The sequence below is a fragment of the Bacillus sp. J14TS2 genome (assembly GCF_018333015.1).
Taxonomy (GTDB): Bacteria; Bacillota; Bacilli; order Bacillales; family Bacillaceae_C; genus Lederbergia.
Genome location: NZ_BORE01000023.1, coordinates 42511 through 63392, shown reverse-complemented (window position 1 = coordinate 63392; position 20882 = coordinate 42511). Strand labels below are relative to the sequence as shown.

General features: G+C 38.0%; 19 protein-coding genes. 8 read left to right on the top strand and 11 right to left on the bottom strand.

Annotated features, from left to right (window positions below):
* Window positions 1-180: 180 nt before the first annotated feature.
* Entirely contained in the window at window positions 181-663 is a 483-nt protein-coding gene (locus KI375_RS24605) for an NUDIX domain-containing protein (protein ID WP_212976020.1), read from the bottom strand.
* Between the two features lie 823 nt (window positions 664-1486).
* Window positions 1487-2371 carry a LysR family transcriptional regulator gene (locus KI375_RS24600; protein ID WP_212976019.1) on the bottom strand — a complete coding sequence of 295 codons (885 nt, stop codon included), beginning with the start codon at window positions 2369-2371 and terminating at the stop codon, window positions 1487-1489.
* A 471-nt stretch (window positions 2372-2842) separates the two neighbouring features.
* Between KI375_RS24600 and KI375_RS24595 the strand changes: the two genes are divergently transcribed.
* The 3 genes from KI375_RS24595 to KI375_RS24585 all read left to right on the top strand — a co-directional run bounded on the left by KI375_RS24595 (window position 2843) and on the right by KI375_RS24585 (window position 5003).
* Window positions 2843-3244, top strand: coding sequence for a hypothetical protein (locus tag KI375_RS24595; RefSeq protein WP_212976018.1), 402 nt, complete (start codon window positions 2843-2845; stop codon window positions 3242-3244).
* Between the two features lie 71 nt (window positions 3245-3315).
* A complete protein-coding gene (locus KI375_RS24590; protein WP_212976017.1) occupies window positions 3316-3552 on the top strand; it encodes a DUF6241 domain-containing protein in 237 nt (78 codons plus the stop codon).
* A gap of 260 nt (window positions 3553-3812) precedes the next feature.
* Window positions 3813-5003, top strand: a complete 1191-nt coding sequence (locus KI375_RS24585) for a coenzyme F420-0:L-glutamate ligase (protein ID WP_212976016.1) — start codon at window positions 3813-3815, stop codon at window positions 5001-5003.
* A 185-nt stretch (window positions 5004-5188) separates the two neighbouring features.
* Here KI375_RS24585 and KI375_RS24580 read toward each other — a convergent pair whose 3' ends face one another.
* From KI375_RS24580 to KI375_RS24550, 7 genes are all read right to left on the bottom strand, one after another.
* The gene (locus KI375_RS24580; protein ID WP_212976015.1) at window positions 5189-5527 is read right to left on the bottom strand and encodes an SPW repeat protein; all 339 of its coding nucleotides are present in this window, start codon (window positions 5525-5527) and stop codon (window positions 5189-5191) included.
* Between the two features lie 116 nt (window positions 5528-5643).
* A complete protein-coding gene (glgA, locus tag KI375_RS24575) occupies window positions 5644-7095 on the bottom strand; it encodes a glycogen synthase GlgA (protein WP_212976014.1) in 1452 nt (483 codons plus the stop codon).
* A gap of 12 nt (window positions 7096-7107) precedes the next feature.
* Entirely contained in the window at window positions 7108-8211 is a 1104-nt protein-coding gene (gene glgD, locus KI375_RS24570; protein ID WP_212976013.1) for a glucose-1-phosphate adenylyltransferase subunit GlgD, read from the bottom strand.
* A gap of 35 nt (window positions 8212-8246) precedes the next feature.
* Window positions 8247-9404, bottom strand: coding sequence for a glucose-1-phosphate adenylyltransferase (locus tag KI375_RS24565; RefSeq protein WP_212976037.1), 1158 nt, complete (start codon window positions 9402-9404; stop codon window positions 8247-8249).
* Complete coding sequence (glgB, locus tag KI375_RS24560; protein ID WP_212976036.1) at window positions 9394-11331, bottom strand: 1,4-alpha-glucan branching protein GlgB; 1938 nt, start codon at window positions 11329-11331, stop codon at window positions 9394-9396. Before glgB ends, KI375_RS24565 begins: the two co-directional genes overlap by 11 nt.
* Before the next feature lie 652 nt (window positions 11332-11983).
* Window positions 11984-12733: a sulfite exporter TauE/SafE family protein gene (locus KI375_RS24555; RefSeq protein ID WP_212976012.1), complete on the bottom strand. Its 750-nt coding sequence runs from the start codon at window positions 12731-12733 to the stop codon at window positions 11984-11986.
* Window positions 12734-13074: 341 nt separating this feature from the next.
* Window positions 13075-14100: a glycoside hydrolase family 15 protein gene (locus KI375_RS24550; protein WP_212976011.1), complete on the bottom strand. Its 1026-nt coding sequence runs from the start codon at window positions 14098-14100 to the stop codon at window positions 13075-13077.
* A gap of 283 nt (window positions 14101-14383) precedes the next feature.
* On the opposite strand from KI375_RS24550, the gene KI375_RS24545 reads away from it, so the two are divergent.
* Window positions 14384-14962: a TetR/AcrR family transcriptional regulator gene (locus tag KI375_RS24545; RefSeq protein ID WP_212976010.1), complete on the top strand. Its 579-nt coding sequence runs from the start codon at window positions 14384-14386 to the stop codon at window positions 14960-14962.
* Window positions 14963-15048: 86 nt separating this feature from the next.
* On the top strand, window positions 15049-15984 hold the full coding sequence (locus KI375_RS24540) for an SDR family NAD(P)-dependent oxidoreductase (RefSeq protein WP_212976009.1): 936 nt from the start codon (window positions 15049-15051) through the stop codon (window positions 15982-15984).
* A gap of 348 nt (window positions 15985-16332) precedes the next feature.
* Here KI375_RS24540 and KI375_RS24535 read toward each other — a convergent pair whose 3' ends face one another.
* On the bottom strand, window positions 16333-16896 hold the full coding sequence (locus KI375_RS24535; RefSeq protein ID WP_212976008.1) for a GNAT family N-acetyltransferase: 564 nt from the start codon (window positions 16894-16896) through the stop codon (window positions 16333-16335).
* A 200-nt stretch (window positions 16897-17096) separates the two neighbouring features.
* Between KI375_RS24535 and KI375_RS24530 the strand changes: the two genes are divergently transcribed.
* From KI375_RS24530 to KI375_RS24520, 3 genes are all read left to right on the top strand, one after another.
* Entirely contained in the window at window positions 17097-18143 is a 1047-nt protein-coding gene (locus KI375_RS24530) for a LytTR family transcriptional regulator DNA-binding domain-containing protein (protein WP_212976007.1), read from the top strand.
* A 145-nt stretch (window positions 18144-18288) separates the two neighbouring features.
* On the top strand, window positions 18289-19137 hold the full coding sequence (locus KI375_RS24525) for an ABC transporter ATP-binding protein (protein ID WP_212976035.1): 849 nt from the start codon (window positions 18289-18291) through the stop codon (window positions 19135-19137).
* Window positions 19134-19841 (top strand): ABC transporter permease subunit, encoded by a 708-nt coding sequence (locus KI375_RS24520; protein ID WP_212976006.1) that lies wholly within the window; start codon window positions 19134-19136, stop codon window positions 19839-19841. The genes KI375_RS24525 and KI375_RS24520 overlap by 4 nt, the downstream gene beginning before the upstream one ends.
* A 101-nt stretch (window positions 19842-19942) precedes the next feature.
* On the opposite strand, the gene KI375_RS24515 is transcribed toward KI375_RS24520, so the two are convergent.
* Window positions 19943-20671, bottom strand: a complete 729-nt coding sequence (locus KI375_RS24515) for a polysaccharide deacetylase family protein (protein ID WP_212976005.1) — start codon at window positions 20669-20671, stop codon at window positions 19943-19945.
* Between the last annotated feature and the right edge of the window lie 211 nt (window positions 20672-20882).

The following is a 20882-nucleotide window of genomic DNA, read 5'->3' as shown; positions in this document are numbered from 1 at the left end:
GTCCAGAAATGTGGATGATATAAAAATATAGTAGCCTTTCTCCATTTTATTGTAGAAGGGCTCCTTGAAGTTGTTTAATTTCTGTGCGATTAAATATGCTTGCGCTCAAAAATCAATAGTAACGTTGTTTAAATCTTTTTCAGCTAAAGCCCCCAATAGTATGGTCTGAAATATAAATTACTACTGCTCTAATCGGAGTCTATCCAGGGTATAATCCTCAACTAATTCGATATTTCTTTTGTTCGTAATATAGTTTTTTATTTGCTGTTTAATATTTGGTATTAGTAAAATGGAATCTAATTCTTCTAGTGGGATCCATTTTACCGCCGATTGATAAGGATCGGGATATTGAGGTAATTGTGGTATTGAATTCTTTTTTAATGTACATTCAAAAATGAGGTGCAATCCGTGTTTCTCATTAACGTCATAATCGCCAGACTGTTTGTGCGGGGCAAGCTCATAAATTAATGCTAACGGTCCAACATCAACTTGTGCTGTGGTTTCTTCTAACACTTCTCTTGCAACACCCTCTAATATAGTTTCACCCGGTTCTAGTCCTCCACCAGGTAAATTGTAATGAACCCCATTATCATCATATTCAACTAAAAGTATAGAGTTATTTTCGATTATTAGACCTGTACATCGTATTCTTACATGCGACATGTGTTTTCACCTCATTGATTTTTTGATGCTGGCTAATCCCATATATAAAGCACTATGTCGGTTAATACCTCTTTAAAATTCCTATTTATAAAAAAACTACACCTTATTGTTACTTAACAGTATCATTATATCTAGCGGAACGGATAGAATTACAGCGACTATAAGTGTTTGCTTTTCGATGGATCGGCTACACTTAATTGGGCCCTAATGCTAGCCAAATTTTTATACTCTCCGACTCTTAGAACAAGGGTTACTTTTAAACACAAGTTTCATAGAAGTTTTGATAATACTGCCTGCTATGTTTTTGCTAATCTTTATAGAGGTTATCTTTCCAAATATGATACAATATAACTTAATAGACTATCTTCGTATGAGGGGTTAGGGTAGCACTTGTCAACTTGTCCGTAGTTTTCGGCGGGAGACTTCCCAAGTGGGGGGTGTTGCCAATGGATTTTGAAAACGTGTTAGCGTTAATGATTTCCTTCGGGATGTTAATAGCGTTTATCATGTCAGATAAAAACCATAAAAAATAATCCCTCATGCACTTTAGCAGGTAAGTGAGGGATTATTTCCTAAGCTGCCAAACCCCTCTTGTCGGGGTTCAGTCTGTTCAACCGTTTCATGTGTCCGCATGAAACGGTTGTTATTATTTTATGAAGTTTCTATATGTATTATACCATGAATCTCATAAAAGTACACGTCCCATTTTTCAGTTGTCCACAGTGCATATTCTCGTACCATTGTTTCTTTTCCATATTTACCGGGACTTAACAGACTGTTATTGCAGGCCCTATCTTATAAATGAGAGTAAATTAGCCATTATTCATTCCCCTTCGATCACTTCAACAAACTTCGTCGATGCTGGTGATAACGGCACACTTTTTAAAAAGCAGACGCCTACACTTCTTTTCGGAATGCTCTCGGATAATTCAATTTCATCTAACAAGCCATTATTCAGATAATCCAAGGAGAACTCTTTTGTGACAGAGGCAATTCCAAGGTTGATTTTTGCAAATTCTAGTAATAGATCATGAGATCCCAATTCAAATTCAGGTTCAATCTGGATGCCTTTGGATCGTATATATTCCTCAACATATTGTCTTGAGTTCGATTTAGGCTCCAATAAAATCAAGGGGAATTTTGTTATTTCCTCTAAACTAATGGGCTCAATTATACTTTTCCGATATTCTGGGCCACACACGAAAATATCGTGAATATCCATACATGGGATTTGTTTTAGGCTCTGATCCTCAATTGGAAAATTACAAATCGCGACATCGATCCCACCCGATTTTAAAAGGGAACACATCTCTAAGGTCGTGCCATTGACAATTTTAAATTTAATATTAGGATAGCGTTGATGAAAGGTTTCTAAATAGGGAAGTAGAAAGTGCCGTGAGATCGTATCTCCTACCCCAATTTTTAATTCGCCTGTTGTCAGGTTTTTAAATTCTGCTATTTTTTCCTCGCCTGTTTCAATCAAATTAATTGCCGATTGAACATACTCAAAGAGAAGACTTCCCTCGTTTGTGAAAGACACTCCTTTAGGCGTACGATTAAATAAGCGGATTTCCAATTCTCTTTCCAGCTGTTTCATGGCTTGACTGACAGCGGGTTGTGTCATATACAATTCTTTTGCAGCCTTGGAAAAGCTCTTATCTTTCCCTACCTGACAAAAAACCTTATACAGATCTAATTTACTTATCATCTAAACACCTCTTATAAAAAGCAGGATTAAGGCAGCAACTTTTAATATTCCGGTTTGTGAATAGTCTTATGAAACCTAAATCATTTGGGAGTGATTCTACAGACATTTGGTGAAGAATGGATTTCAGCTCTAATTATCTCATAAAAAGCAGGGATGACAATAATTGTTATGATTGGAGGGGATGGATCGACTTAAAACCAATCAACATAGCCTTTATTAAAAAATAAGGAAATTACAAAAAGTGAAACTATTCTATTTGTTAATCGTCATATATTGTATATAATTTAAAAAGTAATTAAAACAAGGGGATATTGTGTGAATATTAAAAATATATATCGTCTGTATGTTGATTTGTACATTTTAATTTATTTAGGATATATCCTGTATATATACTGGTTACGCCCTACCTATAATTTGGTGAGCACAACAGCGATTCTCTTACCCTTTATAATCCTAGTAGTATTTCGATGGGTGTTGGAAAAACAGACTAAAGCTACTGCTAATAAGAAAGAAAAACGCCGATTTATCATCCAGTTTATTCTAGTTTCTACTCTGCCTATTTTGTGCGGATTTATGTTAACCCTTAATGAATATAAATCTCATTTTTCAACTGAAAGATGGGTGAATAATCCTGGAGAAAGAGTCTACATGGTTGATGATTTACTCACTGATTACAAGTTATCAGATAAATCAAGAGAAGAAATAGTCCACTTATTAGGAGATCCGACTGAAACATGGTATTTCAAAGAAGAAAATAATATCGTTTATTATCTCGGGGATGAACGAGGGCTAATCAGAATCGATAGTGAATGGTTAGTCATTTGGTTTAATGATGATGACAAAGTAATAAAAGATCGTATAAAAACGGACTAGAGGATGCTCCCATTGAAGGGGCATACAACCCAGAGGGCCAAATAAACGATGAGTCGTTTAGACGTATTCCAATGGAAAGTCCATATATTGAGTATTTTATGGATAAAATTTCATCCATGGATATGGATACGAAGGTTCATAATGATCACCTCTCTATTCTGAAAAAGTGGCAGGAAAATAATTTCGATGAGGTAGATCGGGATGTGTTCACAATAATAAAGAACTTTAATGAAGGCCGTGGACCTAAGGTAGCAAAGAAAACTCAAGAAGAAGAAAAGGAATATAGTAATAAGTATTTAAAAGAGTGACCATGTACCACTCTTTTATGTATGAACGTGAATACTTTTTATCAGGTCTGCTCCATACTATACGGCATAGGAACTTTTTAACGCATCATATACATAACCACCACTTATATCAGGTATTTGATATATTCATTTTACTTATACCCTTGTAGTATTGTATATTACAAAGGTGAGTTATTCAAAAGGATGATATGCTTATCAGGCCTTTAAATCTCAATGAACGTAAAGCATGTAATTAACTTTTATTTTAAGGAGCGGTCATATTGGAAAGAGTAGTTGGAACAATAACCAGAGGTCTTCGCTGTCCGATCATTAACCAAGGGGATCAAATCGAAGACATTGTTGTCGATAGTGTACTAACAGCGGCTGAGGTTGAAGGGTTTCAAATTAACGATAAAGATATTGTCTCCATTACAGAATCAATTGTTGCTCGAGCTCAAGGAAATTATGCAACTGTCGATCATATCGCGAAAGATGTTCAAGCAAAATTCGGTGATGAACCAATTGGTGTCATCTTCCCAATTTTAAGTCGAAACCGCTTTTCCAACTGTTTGCGCGGGATTGCAAAAGGAGCAAAGAAGATTATCTTAATGCTAAGCTATCCTTCTGACGAAGTGGGAAACCATTTAGTGGATATCGACCTGCTTGATGAAAAGGGTGTCAATCCATGGACAGATGTGCTAACGGAGGAACAATTCCGTAACCATTTTGGCTTTATCAAGCATACGTTTACTGGAGTCGATTATATTGAGTACTACAAATCTCTGATTGAGGAATGCGGTGCTGCCTGTGAAGTTATTTTTTCCAACCAACCCAAGACCATTTTAGACTATACAAAAAATGTGCTCACATGTGATATCCATACACGAGAAAGAACGAAAAGAATTTTGCAAGCTAATGGCGGAGAAAAGATTTATAGTTTGGATAATATCTTATCAGCCTCTATTGATGGTAGTGGATATAATGAGGAGTATGGTCTTCTAGGTTCAAATAAATCAACAGAAGACAAGGTCAAGCTTTTCCCACGCAATTGTCAGCCGATTGTCGATCAAGTTCAACAAATCTTGAAAGAAAAGACAGGCAAAACGGTAGAAGTAATGGTATACGGGGATGGCGCTTTTAAAGATCCAGTCGGGAAAATTTGGGAACTTGCTGACCCAGTCGTCTCTCCTGCTTATACAAGCGGGCTTGATGGAACACCGAATGAAGTAAAATTAAAGTACTTAGCAGATAACAACTTTGCTGATCTAAGAGGGGAAGAACTCCAACACGCGATCAACGAATTTATTGATAATAAGGGTGAAGATCTCGTAGGCGCTATGGAAGCCCAAGGAACAACCCCAAGGAAATTAACAGATTTAATTGGTTCTCTTTCTGACCTAACTTCAGGAAGCGGAGATAAAGGCACACCGATTGTCTTTATTCAGGGATATTTTGATAATTATACGAGCTGATATCTTAAATTAGCTCTTGGAAATCGAAAAAGCATGGAGAGAGGTTAAAAGGTTCCCCTCTTTCCATGCTTATGTTTGTTACTTTTTCGGTAACAATCATACTCTATGAAAATACCTTTCTGATTTAACAGAATAATGATTCCCTCTGTCGGTAACGATTAACAGTGTCCTTTACACATTTAATATTAATCAGTAGCTTTAGAATTTGATACTGACCCTAGGTTCCACAAACTCAATATAGCTGTGATTACCCCAAGAATTACACTCGCCCATATCTCCCCACTCGACAATGAATAAATAAATGGAAAAATAATAAACCAGATACCAGTAATGAATGAGATCCAATTTTGCCACGAATTCCAACCACCACTTGTACTGTAACCCCATAATGCAACGATAATCTGAATGGCTCCGACAACTAAACTTAACCATAAAGCCCCTGATTCATCCGAAAAGCCCATAACCCAAGGCGCAATAAAAAACCAAACACCAATCAATGCATTCAAAGCACTCCTTACTTTCATCATATCCCCCCTTAAAATGTAAGAAATCTCTAAAGATTTCTTTGTTAAATTATATGCATCAGAATGGAGGAAATAACAAAAGTGTCATTCATCATTATCCTATTGTTAAATATTTACTAGCTAAGCAGCTGAAGCTCTTGGTTGGATAGCAATCTCTCATACATCTCCTGGTACTCAGCAGCTGAAGCCTTCCAACTGAAATCGAGTTTCATGGCCTTTTCTGCTAGCAGTTTCCACTTTTTAGGTTGGTAGCGATATAACCAAACGGCTCTTTCAATGGTGTAAAGCATATCATGGGCATTATAGTTCGCAAATGAAAAACCATATCCTTCATTCGTAAATTCATTGTATGGGACAACGGAATCGCGTAATCCCCCTGTTTCCCTAACAATCGGCAGGCTGCCATAGCGTAGTGCCAAGAGCTGGCCGATTCCACACGGTTCAAACTGTGATGGCATTAGGAATAGATCAGAACCAGCATAGATTCTGTGAGCTAGCCCCTCATCAAAATAATTTAGAAAAGAAACCTGTACTGGAAACTGTGCGGCTAGTTCCTTAAAGGCCTGTTCATACTTATCTTCTCCTGTTCCAAGTAACACAAATTGAACACCGTTATTCATAATCTCATGAAAGACGTGAAGGACAAGGTCTAAGCCTTTCTGCTCGACTAAACGGGTGACCATTGCCAGCACTGGCACTTCTTGATCGACAATTAAGCCGAGGGATTCTTGTAACCTCTCTTTATTTTTCCCTTTCCCTATCAGTTCATCATAATTTTGCTCTATAAATGGGGCTGTCATAGGATTATATAGATCAGTGTCAATCCCATTTAAAATCCCTTTTAGCTCACCCTTTCTTGTTCGCAAAAAACCATCCAACTGTTCTCCATAATATGGGTCTTGAATTTCTATCGCATAAGTGGGACTGACAGTTGTGATAAGATCCGAATAAGCCAAACCAGCTTTCAAATAACTAACGTTCCCAAAAAACTCTAAACCATCCATATGAAAATATAATTCACTTAAATCCAATAGATTGGCTAAAACGGACTTTGGATACACGCCTTGGTAGCGTAGATTATGTATCGTAAAAACGGTTTGAATGTGACGATAAAACGGATGACTTTGATAATGAGCCTTTAATAAAACACTAATTGGACCTGCTTGCCAATCGTGGCAATGAATAATATCTGGTTGATCCTCTAAATAAGGCAAGGCTTCTAGTACTGCTCGTGAATAAAAAGCAAAACGTTCTCCATCATCAAAGAATCCATAGCTGCCATGCCGCTTAAAGTAGTAGTCATTATCTAAAAAGTAGTAATGAATCCCGTCCATTAAAATTCGCTCAATTCCACAATGTTGCGATCGCCAGCCAACAGGTACTTGGATGCTTGTCACAAAAGATAATTGTTGCTTATGTTCAAAAAGGAGATCTTCATATTTAGGTAAGATGACACTTACTTTTACATTTTGATCTTGCAAGGCCTTTGGCAATGCCCCAATGACATCTCCAAGACCTCCTGTTTTTATAAAGGGCACACACTCTGAAGCTGCGAACAATACATTCATAAACGTCCTCCATTACACGATTTCCGATTTTTTAATCACCTTTAGCCCGGTCTCGCCAACCAAAGCTTTCTTCTCACTAATTTTCACATGTTTATCCGTGATAATATTTTCTATATAAGCACCTTCCTCAATTTCTCCCTTCTGCATAATAATGCTATTTCGTACAATCGCTCCTTTCTTCACGGTCACTCCGCGAAAAAGCACACTATTTTCTACGGTTCCTTCGATCTCACAGCCATTAGCAATAAAGGAATTGGAAACATTGGATGCAGCTGAATATTTAACAGGTGCCTCATGCTTTACTTTTGTGTATATATCCCATTGTTCATAAAAATAGGAACGAATAATGTCTGGATGTAAAAACGCCATATTACTAGCATAATAACTTTCGGTTGAGTGAATAAAAGGCATATGTCCTTGAAAGGAGTAACCTTGCACATCAAGCTGCTCGATATTGGCTTTGATGCCATCCTTTAAAAAGTCCTGTTGATTATTTTGATAGCAGTGTTCAATCATTTCAATGAATAATGATTTTTTCAGGATATACGTTTCCAAGCAAATGGGATCTCCTCTATGCGGAACTGAAAACAGATCGAGATCCACTATACTACCGTCCTCTCGTAATTGGCATGTATGATAGATTGGTTCTCGAATCGAGTCACCGTCATAATGCTTGTAGAGGAGCGTTATATCCGCTTGACTCATTTCATGTTGCCGAAGAGCGTCCTGATAATCTATTTTTCCAACATGATAACCTGGTGAAAGGACTATAACTTCTGCTGGTGAACGTCGGAACATGTCAAGATAATCATAGAAGGCCTGAATATCTCCATTTAACTTTTTATCTTGCTGGACAGCAGGCAGCATAAACAAACCACCATTATGCCTATCCAAATCCCATTCTTTTCCCGAGCCTAGATGATCCATAACCGAGCGGAATTTGTCGTTCGTAAACACTGCTACCTGTTTGATTCCTGCATGCATATAATTGGACATAGTAAAGTCAATAAAGCGGTATCGCCCCGCGAATGGAACCGAAGCTAAGCTCCGATGTTCCGTTAATTCTTTTAAAAATGGCTTTTCATTCATTAAATTAATAACCCCTAAAACTTTCATCTCCAACGTCCTTTCCTTATCATGCATATCCTATCTTAAAGTACAGTCTGCACCTTTTCCGAGATGATTTCGTCATCCCCAAACAAGGTAATGTCCTCCAAACGATTTGTGGACCCAATAACAGCTCCATCTTCAATTACGGTTCCTTTGCCAATGATCGCGCGCTCAATCTTCACGTTTTTTCCAACCCTTACATCCGGCATAATCACTGAATCCTTAATCATGGACCCTGCTCCAATATAGACATTGTATGATATCACCGAGTGCTCGACTGCTCCATATATAATCGATCCTTCATTAATCAGGGATTGCTTTACCTTAGCCGCTGGTGCGATATAGTGAGGAGGATGATTCGCATTTCCCGCATAGATACGCCAGGTTGGATCATCTAAGGCGAAGCCGGTATCATCATCAAGAAAATCCATATTTGCTTCCCATAAGCTCTGGACAGTTCCTACATCCTTCCAGTATCCATTAAACCGATAAGCATATAGCTTTCTTTGATCTGCAAGCATTTTTGGAATGATGTCTTTACCAAAGTCATTCGATGATGTCTCATTTCGATCATCTTCAGTTAAGTAATGTTTAAGCCATTTCCAGTTAAATAAATAAACCCCCATAGAGGCGAGATTGCTCTGTGGAAAGGATGGTTTTTCTTCAAATTCAATAATTTTATCAGTTTGGTCTAGATCCATGATGCCAAAACGATGAGCGTCGGCCCAAGGTACTTGAATGACCGCGATCGATGCATCAGCTCTCTTTTGCACATGGGCTTGAAGCAGCTTGTTATAGTCCATTTTGTAAATATGGTCACCAGATATGATCAGGACATACTCAGGGTCATATAGATCAATAAAATGAGAATTATGGAAAACGGCATTGGCCGTTCCTTTATACCAATGATCTCCATCTTGCCCTTTATAAGGTGGAAGAACAGAGACACCACCAGAGCGACAATCTAAATCCCATGCCCTTCCTTCACCAACATAATTGTTTAAAACATGGGGTTGATACTGCGTTAACACCCCAACCGTATCGATACCAGAATGTGTACAATTACTTAATGTGAAATCAATAATGCGATATTTTCCACCGAACGGAACAGCTGGTTTGGCTATTTCCCTCGTTAATCCCTCAAGTCGAGTTCCTTGTCCTCCTGCAAGTAGCATAGCTATCACTTTTTTAGACACTATAAAAACCACTCCTCCGTCGTTTTTTTGTTTGCTTCATGAAGATGCTCATTCCTAATGGGGGAACGGTAACTTTCATACTATATCGTTGGTTATGATAAGGGGTTTGATCCACCTTTATCGAATCGGAATTATGCTGATTAGAGCCTCCAAACATTGCCCAATCACTATTGAAAACTTCTATATAGCTTCCATTTGATGGCACACCAATTTTATAATGTTCATAGACATTTGCGCTGAAGTTACACAGAACAACACAGTAATCTCCTTTTCTCTTCCCCTTCCTGATAAAGGTGATCACACTTTGCGTTGCATCATCTGGGGCAATCCATTCAAAACCTTCCTGCTCATGATCTAATCGCCATAAACAACTTGTTTTTTTATAAAATTGACTTAATCCTTTAAAATACGCATTGAATTTCTGATGGTATTCGAAATCAAATAAATTCCAATCAAGCTGTTCCAAATCCTTCCATTCATCAAATTGAGCAAATTCACTTCCCATAAAGTGAAGCTTTTTCCCTGGATGGGTAAAAAAATATCCATATAATAAGCGCATTTGCGCAAATTTCTGCCAATAGTCTCCTGGCATTTTATTCAGTAATGAGCGTTTACCATGGACAACCTCATCATGCGAAAAAGCAAGAACAAAATTTTCCGAGAATGCATAGAAGAAGGAAAATGTTAAAAGCTGATGATGAGCTGGACGATCCGATATATCCAATTTCATATAGCGAAGGACATCATTGGTCCATCCCATATTCCATTTATAATTAAAACCGAGCCCCCCTTTGTCGGTTGGAGCGCTCACAAGTGGATAATCCGTTGCCTCCTCTGCCATCATCAATATCCCGGGATGCTTCTCAAAAACAACTTCATTCAATCTTTTTAAAAACGTAATTGCTTCAAGATTTTCTTCCCCTCCTAGGTGATTCTTCAATGGAACGGATCCAGCGTTATCGTGATTCAAATAAATCATTGAAGAAACTGCATCGATTCGGAAACCGTCTATATGAAAAACGTCGAGCCAAAATAGGGCATTTGAAATAAGAAAGCTCCTTACCTCCGGCTTACTAAAATCAAAATTATATGTTCCCCAATTTCTCCTCTCCGCTTGCTCAGGATATATCGGTTCATATAATGGGGTTCCATCAAAGCGACCAAGACCGTGATCATCCTTACAAAAATGCAGAGGAACCCAATCCATAATGACTCCTATTCCATGTTGATGACATTGATCGACAAAATACATAAAATCTTCTGGGAGCCCAAAACGACTAGTGACCGAATAATATCCTGTAATTTGATACCCCCAGGATCGGTCATAGGGATGCTCCATCAGAGGCATACATTCAATATGGGTATACTCATGTTCCTTCACATATGCGATCAGTTCATCTACCAACTCACGATAGGAATAAAAACGTTCATCATCTTTCTTTTTCCATGTTCCCAGATGTATTTCATAAATCAGCATTGGTTGATGATAATGATCTTTTCGCTTTCTTTGTTCCAACCATTTTTGATCTTTCCATTGGTATGTATCCAATTGATAAGTAACGGATGCCGTATTCGGTCTCCTTTCCGAATAAAAAGCATATGGGTCAGCCTTCAGTAAAATTTCCTTGGCTGCTGTCTTGACCTCGTATTTATACAAAAGCCCCTCTCGTAATCCTGGAATAAATAATCCCCATATGCCTGAATGCTTGATCCTTTCCATGACGGCCCGACTACCATCCCATTGATTAAAATCTCCCACAACGGACACCGATAAAGCATTGGGAGCCCAAACTGTAAATCGCACACCTTGGACCCCATTCACGGTCACGATATGTGCTCCAAGCATTTTATAAGCTTCATAGAGTGTTCCCTCATGAAAAAGATATCGCTCATATTCACTTGGAAGCCACTCCTCTACACCACTGATCATGTCTTGCAATCTGACACCTCCACTATCCTATTTCGCTTTTCCTGGGAATATTCCATATTTTTATTTTTCTTAAGAAAAGCGCAAGCGCCTTGATCTAGGAAGAAAGGCTAAATTCGCGCCGTCCTGGCGCAACGCCTTTCTGACCAACATCCTGTTGGCCTCCGACAAGCAAATGTTCTGAGACAAAAAAGGTCCGGTTTTGACTTTTATTGGCTCAGGTTATTTGACCTCGAGGGGCTAGGCGCTGGAACTGGATCTCAACGCTAGGTAATTTTTATACCGTCTTATAGCGCCCTTACGCTTTTCCTTCTTCTTCATCATTAACGTCACGATAGGACGCTTCTTCCTTGCGCTTCTCCTCCTTCCCCACCATTAACGTTACGGCGAGCTTCTAAAATTTGTTAAAAATCCCAATCTATAAAGCCTTCTTTTTGAAATCATTTAAAAAAATCCATAGTAATCTATTTCGTTGCGAAAAATGCGAATCCTTCGATGAAAAATCACTAGTTTTGTCATTTAAACGGGGGAGATATACGTAGTTATTTTCAGACTGTGATTTTTAAGGATCGTATTAATGAGAGGATTTGTTTAAGGGAAGTGAAAGACCGAGGGGATCCTTCCTCCTCGGTCTTTGTAAAAAGTGCTTCTTCATTCACGCTGGATTCAGTAACAGCAAAATACCCAGTATGATAATGAGAAGAAATACATAACGTTCAAACTTTTCATTGGGAATGCGACGATGTAAAAAAATTCCCAATAAAGTCGCAATAATAATAGAAGGAAAAGATAATCCAAATAAAAGAAAAAGATCTTCTGTCCATAATCCTCCAAGAGCCTGACCAATTACCACAAAAACTCCCGAAATTAAAAAATGGGCCTGCAACGTCCCCCGAAAACGCTGAGGCTCCCAACGCCGTAAAGTTCCATAAACAACAACCGGGACACCATGTGTATTGTAGGCACTCCCCATAATACCAGATATAATCCCTACCGGTAGTGACCAAAAGCTCGCCTCAAGTCTGGGTTGTACACTACTTTTTGCCCGCAAAACTTTAATAAAAGAATAAGAGCCATAACCAATTAAAAAAATACTAAGTCCCACAGTAATGATACTTGCAGGTAGTTTGACAATGAATAGGATACCGATTGGAATTCCAATTAAAGCCCCAATAACTAAGCGTATTAAAGCGGAACGGTCAATATAACGCCATCCCGAAATAGCAGTAAATAGCGCTACAGTAAGTCCGGCTAAACCAATTAAAGAAATGGATGTGTGTAAATCAATTGGTAATAAGGCAAGTAACGGCATACTCACAACAGCTTCTCCAAACCCAAATGTTGCACGTATTAATGCCCCAATAAAAACAGCAGCAATGATCAAAACGATAACAGTAAAATTCATTATTTCCTCCTAAATCCAGTTCGTTTTATTAATAGATATTGAGTTACTGAAAACCTCCTAAATTATTGTGTTTAACTTCTATTAGCATACCATAGTTTATCACTTGAAAACGAAGGTTAATAAGCGTTTTTTTATCAATTTTAAAGCGCCTATTACCCATTATAACGGTTGTAAATTCCCTCTTAATGGAATAGTACATAATTTACACTTAACCTCTTATAATCAATTTTGAAGGGATTACGGTAAGGCGCACATGGTTTCAAGGAAACCCCTTTCTCTGCAGACAAATACCCTGAATTTAGGTAGCTAAATTCAGGGTATTATGATCTAACGAAGTCTTCTTATTTGCGAACCTCACTAGCTACGGCCATTTTATTATTGGCCACTCTCTTTAAAAATAAATAGGATAAAGCGACCGACCATGCGAGTGGAGTGTTTCCATTGGGTTCATTTTTTCCACCAATATATAATTCGGGGATTTCCCAGTTGTCAGGTATGTTTCGAATAGTTTTTTCTACATATTCATTAGCTTGACCGTCCATCCCTAGCTCAAGGTAACATAGTCCCAACCAGGGAAGGCCAAAACACCACTCTGCTTCTCTTCCTTCATTATAATATTGATCATCTTCATATCGAATACAGCCTCTTTCCCGCTCTAAACGAGTCGACACTTGCCGGACAATCGTCAACGCTGTTTCCCGATCAACTAATCGATACGGATAGATTAATGAAAGTAAGGCCAAATCCACTTCTTTTGTTTCACTTTCTCGTGGCAATAAAAAGCGTAATGTTTCTTCTCCTTTTCGAATCAGATCCTCTTTTACATGGACTAACATTTTCACCGCTTTTAAACCAGCCAGACAGGCACCGACACTGGAAGCATGTAACTCAATGTTTTCTTCCCACATCCCGTTATCCTCAGCTTGCCAATACTGTAAACATTCTAGATAATCAACAAGCTTTTGCACAATTCGTAGATCCGCTTCATCCCTTACCACTTTCTGCCCATGCTTCATGCCTTCTCCCACTCCCCATAAAAAGGCGCCAACCGCATCATTCTGAGCATGACCCCATTCTACGTCGATTTCCTTTAAATCCGACGAATATCGAGAGTGAATATATTCAAATAAATATACGGGTTTCTGTTTCGTATGAATATCGATTTTCCATTCATAGTCTTTAAATAAATCAAACAAAGCATGATAGGCCTTTTCATAGCGTTCAGATCGGTCATGTAAAAAAGGCAGGACTGTATAAACGACATCACGAATCCATACATAATTGTAATCTTTTGAAAGACTGGCTGTATAAGCGCCATTAGATAGACGCATTTTATCAATGACTTGAATAGCCATCTCCATCTTCATTATGAACCACCTCCAATGAGTTCTCATGTAGCTCATTGTTAACATTTCCCCATTTTATAAACCTTTGTTTAAAGTTTTCAATTTGGGATTAGAGAATCCGTTGAATGAAAATGTTTTGTACTATATTCTATGTATAAGCCTTAATTTGGGGATTCAGATGGAGAAAACGGGCGATCGACCATACTCTTGCAATACTATCTTCCCCATCTAACATTAGTCATTGACTTCAAAGCCATTCACAAGTATTATTTAATTGAACACTGGTCAATACATGGAGGTCACAATGTCACCGCGTAAATCAGTCCAACAGGAATTAACTCGTGAAATGATAATGGATGCTGCAAGGAACTTATTTATCGATAAAGGCTATCAGCATGTCTCCATGAGGCAAATTGCCAAAAAACTAGAATACAGCCATGGAGCAATTTATTACCATTTCACCAATAAGGCAGAGCTTTTTTATGCCTTAGTTGAAGAGCATTTTAAAATGCTGGAATTGGAATTACAGAAGATCATGGACGAGGCTTTGGAGCCGAAGGAAAAATTACGAAATATCCTACTTGGTTTTATCCGCTTTGGTTTAACCCATCAAAGTCACTATGAGATTATGTTTTTAATTAAAGATGAGGAAGTTCGTAATTTTATCAACCAAGAACCAAGTAACACATATGAAATGTTTGCCAGTAATGTACAATCTTTATGTGATAAATCGGTCACTATTCACGATATCTGGTCGCTTTTCCTTTCTTTACATGGTTTTGTCACTCATTATCTCCGCCATGTCGTCAACTATGAAGATGTAAAAGATATGGCAAAACTGCATGTGGAATTTCTTCTAAAAAGCCTTATTCATAATAATTGAGAGTTTGTTTTTTGGGTTGTTACCTTAACTTTCTTTTTATCCTCTATTTTGAACAGTGGTCAATTAATGAAGTTGGAGGTTCTAGCATGAAAAAAGCACTTGTATTAGGAGCATCGGGAGGCATGGGCTATGCACTCATTCAAGAATTATTGGAAAGAGGGATCGATGTTATCGCATTTGCCCGTTCAAAGCATAAACTACAAGCCTTATATGGGGAACAGAAAGGTGTAAAGATATACTCAGGAGATATATTCAATCAGAATGACCTTCTCTCTGCAGCAGAACACGTGGATACGATTTTTCAATCAGCCAATCTTCCTTATGAGCAATGGGAAGAAAAGCTTCTCCCCTTTTTTGAAAAAATCATTCATGTTGCAGAAGCGACGGAAGCAAAGTTAGTTTTGGTTGAGAATATTTATGCTTATGGAAAATCTCCCGGAAGTAAAGTAGCGGAAGAGACACCTAAAAACCCGCACACCAAAAAGGGAAAAGTTCGTTTACAGGTGGAGAAACGAATAAAGGCATCAAATGTTCTGGCATTATTCGCTCATTTACCAGACTTTTATGGTCCCAATGCAGAGAATACGCTCTTACACTTCACCTTAGAAAATGTCATACAACATAAAAGTGCACTATACGTTGGTCACAAAAAAATAGCTCGGGAGTTCATCTATACACCTGATGGTGCCAAAGCGCTTGTCAATCTTGCCCTGCATAAACAAGCCTTTGGACAAAATTGGAATATTCCGGGGTATAATGTGATCACAGGAGAGGAAATCCTCCGCATTGTTTATAATATTAATGGATATAAAAAGCCAGTCTTTACTGTTAACAAAGGAATGATTAGACTAGTCGGCCTTTTCGATCCAACTATGCGTGAAGTAGTGGAGATGTTTTACTTAAACGAAGACCCTGTTGTACTAGATGGGACCAAATACGAAAGGGAAATTGGACCACTCCCCCGCACTTCTTATCCAGATGGCATCAAACAGACGCTAGAGCACATGCTGGCTCACAAATGACAAGAAAAGCGCAAGGCGCCCGCCTATCGGCGACAAGCAAATGTTCTGAGACAAAGAAAGGCGTTCTTTGCCTTTCATTGGCTCAGGTTATTTGACCTCGAGCCGATGGAGCTTGGAGCTAGACACCAACCGCAACGTACATACTTATCCACAAGCTGCAATTTTATAATTTCCTTAACAAGAACAAAAGCGCAAGCACCTTGAACTAGGAAGAAAGGCTAAATTCGCGCCGTCCTGGCGCAACGCCGATGGACTCGCTCCTGCGAGCCTCGAGCCAATGGCGCCTGAAACTGGACAAAAACTGTTCATCTCCGAAGTAACCTTTAAAAAACAACGAGTGTCACTTACCTAGCACTCGTTGTTTCTATTTAGCTCTTTCCACTCGTCCATTAGAAGACCGTAAATTATTTTGTCATGATATTCCCCATTAAGAAATTCTTCATCCCTTATGACACCCTCGCTCGTAAATCCTAATCGTTCTGGAATTGCCTTACTTTTTGCATTCTTAGTCGCCATTCTGATTTCAACTTTATGTAATTGTAAATCGGAGAAGGCATGTGTAATCAAACATGTACAAGCTTTTGTCGCCAACCCCAGTCCTTCATATTCCTTCCCTAACCAATAACCGATTTCTGTCTTTTTATTTCCCCAATCCCAGTTCAAAAAACCAATGGAACCAGCTAGTTGCCCTTTGTACCAAATGCCAGCCCAATAGCCATCGTTCGCAGCTAATCTATTTAACGATCTTTTGATAAAATTCCTTGTGTCTTGGATCTCATTTGTAACTGTTGGAAATGTTAGCCATTTGCCAATACTTTCTCGACTTCCATCGATTAAAGCAAATAATTCCTCCGCATGTCTTGGTTCTAATATGGCAATATACGTATCTGCATCGAAAATCGCTTGATACATTTTTTCCCCTCGCTCCCTACTATTCTCTTCATTTTAACTAAAAATTCAAAATTCCACTACCCCTTATCTGTTAAAATTTCCCACTCAAATTCGACAATATTTCCTGGGAAAAGATTATTCTCTACAAAATCATAAACTAGCCTTCATTCTCGGTTATAATAATGAAGTGCTGTAATGATTATGATGAACAAGGTGATGAGATGAATATTTTATCAATAAAAAATATAGAGAAGCAGGATGGTCATACTTTAATATTCCCTGCGTTTAGTTTGGATGTCCCGAAGCAGGAAGTGGTAGTCATCCATACAAATACAAATGGACGAACCGTGTTAATGCAAATGTTTATGGGAGAGATACCGACTTCAAATGGAGAAATATACGTCAACGGTGTTTCCATAGAATCAGCTAAAAGAGAATTTTTTAGCTATACAGGTTTTTGCTATTTGGATGATGGACTTTATGAGAGATTGCGAGTAAAAGACCATTTTTCCTTCTTTCAAAAATTATACGACTCTCCGCTTACAATAGAAGAAGGTCTTCGAATCACTCAATTAGACACAAAGAAAAATGAACGCGTTCGACAACTGTCTTTATCTGAAAAACGCAGAATTCAATTTGGTCGTCTGCTTTTTCAGAATCCACTCTTATATGTCTTTGAAGAGCCTGATCAAAATGCTGATTTGGAAACAAAACGAGTATTTATGAAGATCGTGAGGAATTTAAAACAACAAGAAAAAACGGTTCTAATTCTTACAAGCAATCTGGAAGCCGCTCTATCTGTCACCAACAAAGTGTATCGATTAGATGAAACAGGTTTGCAAAAGCTTGATATTTTATCTGAAGAAGAGGAGAACCAAAAGGAAACCCACTCCGAAGAGAGGGAAGAAGAAATTATCGTGCAACCTGCTCATTTCGAAAAAATCCCCACCAAGGTAAACGATAAGATCGTTTTATTTGATCCTCCTGAAATTGATTATATCGAAAGCAGCCAGGGCCAATCCCTTATTTACATAAAAGGAGAAGCCTATCCAAGCGTGTTTACTCTGGCTGAATTAGAGAAGAGACTTTATCCTTATGGCTTTTTCCGCTGTCATCGCTCTTATATTGTCAATCTGCAAAAGGTTCGTGAGGTCATAACGTTTACAAGAAATAGCTTCTCTTTAGTGCTGACAGATGAAAAAAAATCTTCTATTCCCTTATCTAAAAATAAAATGGTTGAATTAAGAGAGATTTTGGGGCTGAAATAAGAATCATCCATCGCTTTTAATACTCCGTTCACCTTACAATAGCTCTCTTCAGCACGGATATAATGTCTGTTTCTCCATTGTTTACTAAGATAAAGGCAGAACAAAATCAAGGCCCTGAGGGGAGCTTGTTATGGAGAGTGAACAAATGGAAAACATTATCGAAGTAAGAAACTTGGCCAAATTATTTTCAAACCAAACAGCATTAAAGGATGTATCTTTTCATGTTAAAAAAGGAGAAACATTTGGATTCTTAGGTCCAAGTGGATCAGGGAAAACCACCACGATTAAAATTCTTACAGGCCAATTAATTCAAACGGATGGCGAAGCCTATGTCCTAGGAGTTCCTGTTACGAAATTAAAGGAACCGACTTATCGTAAAAAAATTGGAGTATTGACAGATAATAGCGGGCTATATGGACGACTCTCTGTCTATGATAATTTAAAGCTTTTCTGTGACCTTTATGATGTGTCTCTTGGGCGGATCGAGGAAGTGTTGCAAATGGTCAATTTGCAAGAAGCCACGAAGAAGATCGTATCCAAACTCTCAAAAGGAATGCTCCAACGTGTCACCTTGGCACGAGCCTTTTTACATCGACCAGATCTGTTATTCCTTGATGAACCAACATCAGCTCTCGATCCCGTAAACACCAAGCATATTTATAGCGGATTAGAAGGCTTAAAAGCACAAGGAACAACGATTTTCCTTACAACACATGATATGTATGAAGCGGAAACACTTTGTGATCGTGTCGCTTTTCTAAACAATGGAGCTATCCAATTATTAGGAGCTCCCCATGATTTGAAGCAAACATTTGCTGACCATACTTTAACGATCGTATTAACAGATGGTCAAAAGAAAGTTATTGATAAAGGACCTAATGGTGCAGATGCTTTACACAAGCTCATGACTGACAATAAAGTAGAATCCATCTATTCAAACGAACCGACACTTGGTGATATTTTTGTAGAGATAACAGGGAGGAAATTGGCATGATATTTTCATTTAAACGTTCTATGGCAATTTTTCAAAAAGATTATAAGGATATTATGAAAAATTACTTTGTGTCCACATCTGCTGTTATGCCATTAATTTTAGCGGCATTTTACAGTCGAATGGGAACTTTAGCCGTTTTCGATCATTATTTGATCTTCAATTTAACTTTTTGTTTAGTCGGAGCTTATATTCAATGTGCGTTAATCGCAGAAGAAAAAGAAAAGAATACTTTACGTGGACTTATGCTTTCTCCTGCAAGCACAATGGAAATTTTAGCTGGAAAAAGTTTGTTAAGCTTTATCGGAACGATCCTTATTATCCTCATTTCCGCCTTTCTAACCGAATATAAGCCAACAAATCTAGCAGTTATTTCTTTGGCAATGGTTTTATCAACCCTGTTTTATATCGGTGTGGGAACATTGCTTGGCTTGTTAACAAAATCAGTTATGGAAGCATCTGTCATTATTCTACCGTTCTTTGGTTTATTCACACTTGGACCAGCCTTGACCAACATGGCAGATCAATACCCATTCCTAAAAGTGGCGGAATATCTACCAAGTGTTCAAATAATCCACTTAGCAACAGAGAGTCAAGCAGGGGGAGGATTTCTAGATGTTTTACCGAATTTTCTAATAATTTCTGGTTGGTTGGTTGCTGTTTTTGCCCTAGTGATCATCGTGTATCAAAGGCGTATGATCGACTAAGATGGTCACTCTCCCATCCATTAAATTATGGGTGGGAGAGGTTTTTTCAAAACGCCCCTCTTTTTTAATTAAATATCATATCGAGATCGTTATTAGGGTTCTTATGGTATTGAAATAATGGAATGCGGAATGATTGAAATAGAGCGATATAACAGTTCAGAAACCGTTACCGCCTCGTAACCATTTTTTTGTAAATAGTCCAGAATTTTATCAAGTGCTTCTACAGTTTGAGTGCGATCTCCCCCAGCATCATGAAGAAGAATAATATCCCCAGGTTTTACACCCGAAGTCACTTTATTTACAATACGATTTACTCCTGGTCTCTTCCAATCATACGTATCTTGATGCCATGACCATAGAACCACTAAATAATTATTATCAGCAGCTGTATTGATTATAAAATCATTATACTGTCCACCTACTGGACGAAAAAGAGTCGGTTTCGTTCCTGTAATGTGGTCAATAATATGAGCGGTACTGTTTAATTCCTCTTTTAAGTTCTTACCGTTGACATGATTAAAAGTATGATTCGCTATTTCATGACCCTCTGTAAATTCTCTATAAACAAGTTGAGGAAATTTCTTAGCATGGACTCCCATCACAAAAAAAGTTGCCTTTGCATTATATTTTTTTAAGACATCCAGTATTTCTGGCGTGTATACGGTATGTGGGCCATCATCAAAGGTAATGGCAACTATTTTTTCATTTGTCTTTACGTCCCAAATTGCATTTCCAGTTTCTTCATATTTATATCGTTCAGACGCAACTACAGTATGAGCTTGTACGAAAAACAAGCAAATCATTGCTAGGATCAAAATTTGCTTTTTCATTGAAGTGACCTCACTTTTAGATTTCATTATAGTATGAGACAACGGATTTAGTTTTATCCTTTTTAGTACTATTTTGTTCAGCTATAGAGAGTACGTTCCGCTTTTTTCCAATTCATAAAAATTACTTTCGTATAGGCAATCATGTAAAATAGTACACATTAAGGAAATCGTTCTAGTTTTTACCTTTGAAGAAATGGCTAAAATCAAATCT